Origin of the sequence: Mesorhizobium sp. M1A.F.Ca.IN.022.07.1.1 (genome assembly GCF_003997575.1) — a bacterium.
Classification (GTDB): Bacteria; Pseudomonadota; Alphaproteobacteria; order Rhizobiales; family Rhizobiaceae; genus Mesorhizobium.
The window spans coordinates 1-4,378 of record NZ_RZST01000421.1 but is presented as its reverse complement, the minus strand read 5'-3'; the positions used below and the strand labels follow the sequence as shown (position 1 = coordinate 4,378).

The 4,378-nt window shown below is 66.0% G+C and carries 5 protein-coding genes; all 5 read right to left on the bottom strand.

What is annotated here, in order from left to right; genetic code table 11:
- A partial coding sequence (locus EOA75_RS29465) for an ATP-binding cassette domain-containing protein (RefSeq protein ID WP_164747643.1) occupies positions 1 to 844 on the bottom strand: 844 nt, incomplete at its 3' end.
- Positions 845 to 908: 64 nt separating this feature from the next.
- Positions 909 to 1,901 (bottom strand): substrate-binding domain-containing protein, encoded by a 993-nt coding sequence (locus tag EOA75_RS29460; RefSeq protein ID WP_082953661.1) that lies wholly within the window; start codon positions 1,899 to 1,901, stop codon positions 909 to 911.
- A gap of 85 nt (positions 1,902 to 1,986) precedes the next feature.
- Positions 1,987 to 2,763: an SDR family oxidoreductase gene (locus tag EOA75_RS29455; RefSeq protein ID WP_066990055.1), complete on the bottom strand. Its 777-nt coding sequence runs from the start codon at positions 2,761 to 2,763 to the stop codon at positions 1,987 to 1,989.
- Between the two features lie 2 nt (positions 2,764 to 2,765).
- Positions 2,766 to 3,929, bottom strand: coding sequence for a galactonate dehydratase (gene dgoD, locus EOA75_RS29450; protein ID WP_245299514.1), 1,164 nt, complete (start codon positions 3,927 to 3,929; stop codon positions 2,766 to 2,768).
- A 90-nt stretch (positions 3,930 to 4,019) separates the two neighbouring features.
- On the bottom strand, positions 4,020 to 4,378 hold a 359-nt coding region (locus tag EOA75_RS29445; protein WP_164747642.1), incomplete at its 5' end, for an FCD domain-containing protein.

Below are 4,378 nucleotides of genomic sequence, written 5' to 3'. Positions count from 1 at the left end.
CGCCTGCCCTGACCTCGAAGCTGATCCCGTCGACGCGGCGTGTCGTGACGCCTTCGAGCGCCAGCCGGACCGGCCCGAGCGCGCGCACTTTTCGGTTGAACAGGTCGCTTACCGGCCTGCCGACCATCAGCCGCACCATGCGCTGCTCGTCGAGCGCCGCGATTGGTTCGTCGGCGACGCGGCTGCCGTCGCGCATCACCACGCACCGATCGGCAAGCTCGATGATCTCGCGCAGCCGGTGCGAGATGTAGATCACCGCGACGCCGTCGGCCTTCAGGCGCCGGATGACGCGGAACAGCCGTTGCGCCTCGTCCTCCGTCAAAGACGAGGTCGGCTCGTCGAAGGCAAGCAGCCGCGCGCCCGGCCGCAGCGCGCGCATGATTTCGATCAGCTGCCTGAGCGCCGGGCTCAGGCCATGGCAGCGCTGCCCGGGCGAAAGCACGTCGACCACGCCAAAGGTGCGCAACAGGTCGAGACTGCGTCTTTCGAGATCAGCGCGGTCGAGAAAAATTGCGCCCCGCGCCTTGATGTCGCCGATGAAGATGTTTTCCGCCACCGTAAGCTCCGGGATGATCTCCGGCTCCTGGTGGATGACGCGGATGCCCGAGCCGTGTGCGGCGCGCGGCGAGCTGAGCTGCACCGGCTGCCCGTCGACCAGGACCCGGCCACTATCCGGCCGATGCTCGCCCTCCAGCACGCGCATCAGCGTCGACTTGCCGGCGCCGTTCTCGCCGATCAGCGCGGTGATCTCGCCGACGTTGAAAGCGACCGACACGTCGCGCAGCGCCTGCACGGCGCCGAAGCGCTTGCTGACGCCTTCGACGGCAACGACGGGCACGGTCATGGGCGGGAGACTCCCTTTGAAGCCGCCCGCCCAAAGGCCATCCGCCCCGAGCCCGAAAGGGAGCCTAGGACTTGCAACCGAGAGTGTCCTTGAACTTGGCGAAGTTCTCGCCGCTGATCAGCGTGGCGTCCTGGAAATAGTCCTTCTGCATCTCCTTGCCGGTAGCTTGGTCGTAGAGCGCCTGGATAGCGGCGGCGCCGTGCTTGGCGCTGTCCAGCCACATCGTGCCGCGGAAGCCCGTCGGCTTGCCGGAACCGAAGGCCTCGCAGGAGCGGGAACCGTCGATGCCGATGCCGATGACGTTCTCCGGCTTCATGCCGGCATTCTCCGTAGCGCGCACGCCGCCAAGCACGCCGTCGTCATTGCAGGAGTAGAAGATCCACTTCTCGGCGTCCGGATTGGCTGTCAGCGTCGTCGACACGACATCGATCGAGTTAACCATCGTGTTGTCATAGGGAATCGAGACGATGCGCGACTTGATCTCCGGGATCGCTGCGACCAGCGCTTCCTCCGCGCCCTTGTTGCGGCGCATGCAGGTGTCGGCCTTCTGGTCCTCGATCGAGCCCACGCGCACCTTGGAGAGGTCCTTGTCCCAGCCTTCGGCCTTGACGATGCGGGCAATCTCGCCGCCGACCTGCTTGCCGATGTTGAGCGCGTTCATGCCGACATAGGCGACCGGCGTGCCGTCGGCGAAGGCGATGTCGTCGTCGACAGCAATCAGGCCGATCTTGGCGGCCTTTGCTTTGTCGGCGACGACCGGGCCGAGCGAGCGGTCCGGCACCACCACGGCGATGCCCTTGACGCCGTCGCCGACATAGGTGTCGAAGGTGGTGACGGCGAGGTTGGCGTCGAACTGAACGTCCTGGACAAGCAGGTCGACGCCGAGCTCGGCGGCCTTGTCCTTGGCACCCTTCACCTCGCGGACGAACCAGGGATGGTCGCCCATCTTGTTGATATAGCCGAACTTCATCTTGTCCTGCGCGCCGGCGCCATGGACCGTCAGCGCGACGGCTGCGGTCGCGGCCACAGCAAGCCACGTCCTGATCATGCGTTTCATGGTTTCCTCCTCAATATCGATCCCGGCCGGCGGGAGTCCTTTTTGCTTGAAGACGTTTCCGGCGACCGGCCGCCGGTGCGAAACCTCATTCGTGGTAGAGAACCGAGCGCCCGCCATCGATGACGATGCAGGCCGCGTTGATGAACGGGGCCTCGTCGGAGCCGAGGAAGACGGCAGTCATCGCCACCTCCTCCGGCCGCCCGATGCGGCGCGGCGGGTGCAGGTCGTAGGTGCGCTGGCGCTCCGCCTGCGGATCAGGAAAGGTGTTCCAGTAGTCGACCGCGATCTGCGTCTCGATGTAGCCGGGTGCGATCGCGTTCACGCGAACACCTTCGGCCGCGTATTGAACGCCGAGCGATCGTACCAGGCCGAGCAGTCCGTGCTTGGCAACCGGATAGGGAAAGGTCGAGGGGATGATCGCGAAAGAATGGCACGAAGCGATCGCCACGATCGAACCCTGCGTCTGAGCCCGCATCGCCGGCAGCACGGCGCGCGCCGAATACCACACCCCGTCGAGATCGACGGCAAAGCAGCGCCGCCATTCCTCTTCCGTGGTTTCCAGCGGCTCGTGGAAAACGTTGATGCCGGCATTGGCGACCAGCACGTCGATGCGGCCGAAGGTGGCAAGCGCTTGCTCGGCCATCGCTTTGCAGGATGCGATATCGGCGACGTCGGTCTCCACGAACAGCGCCCGAGCGCCGGCTTCGACCAGCGACGCGGCAACGCTCTTTCCGCTGAGCGCATCCTTTTCGGCCACGACGATGGCCGCACCCTCGGCGGCCATCGCGCGCGCCGTCGCCTCGCCGATGCCGCGCCCGGCGCCGGTGACAATCACCACCTTGTCCTTCAGTCGCCCGGCCATGGTCACCAGTCCACGATGGTGCCGTCGGCAAGGACGGCATTGGTGGTGTGCATGACCTCCGGCCTGTAGGGATGCCGGTCGGCGACCGCTTCGTCGACCTCGACGCCGAGCCCGGGCGCATCCGGCACCTGCCAGCAGCCGTCGATCATGCGGATCGGCCCCTTCACCACTTCGAAATACCAGGGCACGGCACCGACCATCTCTTCCTGGATCAGGTGATTGGGCGTGGAGACCGCGAAATGCAGCGCCGCCGCGCCGGCGATCGGACCGAGCGGATTGTGCGGCGCCACACCGACCGAGACCGCCTCGGCCATGGCGGCGATTTTCTTCGCCTCGAGCAGGCCGCCGCAGTGGCAGATGTCCGGCTGCACGATGTCGACCGCCCTTGCCCGGAAAAGGTCGTCGAATTCGGGACGATCGATCAGCCGCTCGCCGGTGGCGATCGGCACGCGCGATTTGGCGACGAGCTGCGCCAGCGCGCCGGTCTCGCCCGGCGGCAGCGGCTCTTCGACGAACATCGGTCGGTAGGGCGCAAGCGCGTCGATATAGGCGAGCGCGGTGGAGGCCGAGGCGGGACGGCCGTGGAAATCGACCATGATCTCGACTTCGGGACCGACTGTCTTGCGCAGCGCCTCCATTAGGCGGCCGACCTTGTCGACCTCGACGAGCGGCGCATGATAGTGGCTGTAGGGGATGAAGACGGCCTTCAGCGCGCGATAGCCCGTGGCAACCACTTCGGAGGCGCGCCGCACCAACGGCTCGGTCTCCAACGTCTCGTAGACGGCGCGCATGTCGCCGAGGCCGAGATGCGTATAGACCTTGACCCGGTCGCGCACCTTGCCGCCGAGCAAGCGCCAGACCGGCTGATCGAGCCATTTGCCAAAAATGTCCCAGAGCGCCAGCTCGATGCCGGAAACCGCCGACATGCCGATGACGCCGAGCCGCCAGAAGGAGTGCTTTTTGAGGATGCGCACCGCCTGCTCGATGTCGCGCGGGTCGCGGCCGACCAGAAGCGGCGCGAGGTCATTGACGGCGCCGACGACGGCCTGGGTCTTCCATTCCAGCGTCGCCTCGCCCCAACCGTAGAGGCCCGGCTGGTCGGTCTCGACACGCACGAACACCCAGTTGCGCATATCCGCGTTCACGACGCGCGTGGTGATGGCCACGATCCTCAAGCGCAACTCCTCCCATGACGCTAATTAGATCATATGAAATTGAAATATCATATGATAAAAAATGGCGTCAAGCCGGAAACGTCACCCTCTGGCGTGAAGATCGTCGGCGGCGATGTCAAGCAGCCTGTTCATGGCGCCGCGGGCGCCGGCGGTGTCGCGGACGCGGATCGCCTCCAGCACCGCGACATGCGCCGACAGCGCGCGCGATTGCGCCTCCATCAACGGATTGGTGACCAGGAAGGTGGCGCGCAGGGCAGCTTCCAGCATGCCGACCAGCCCCTTGAGCACGACATTATGGCTGGCGGCGATGACGCCCTTGTGGAAGGCAAGGTCCGCCTGGCAGACCGCGTTGAGGTCGCCCGGGATATTGTCGCGCATGCCGACGACCGCGCGTTCGATTTCGGCGAGATCGGCGGCGCTGGCGCGCCTTGCCGCAAGCT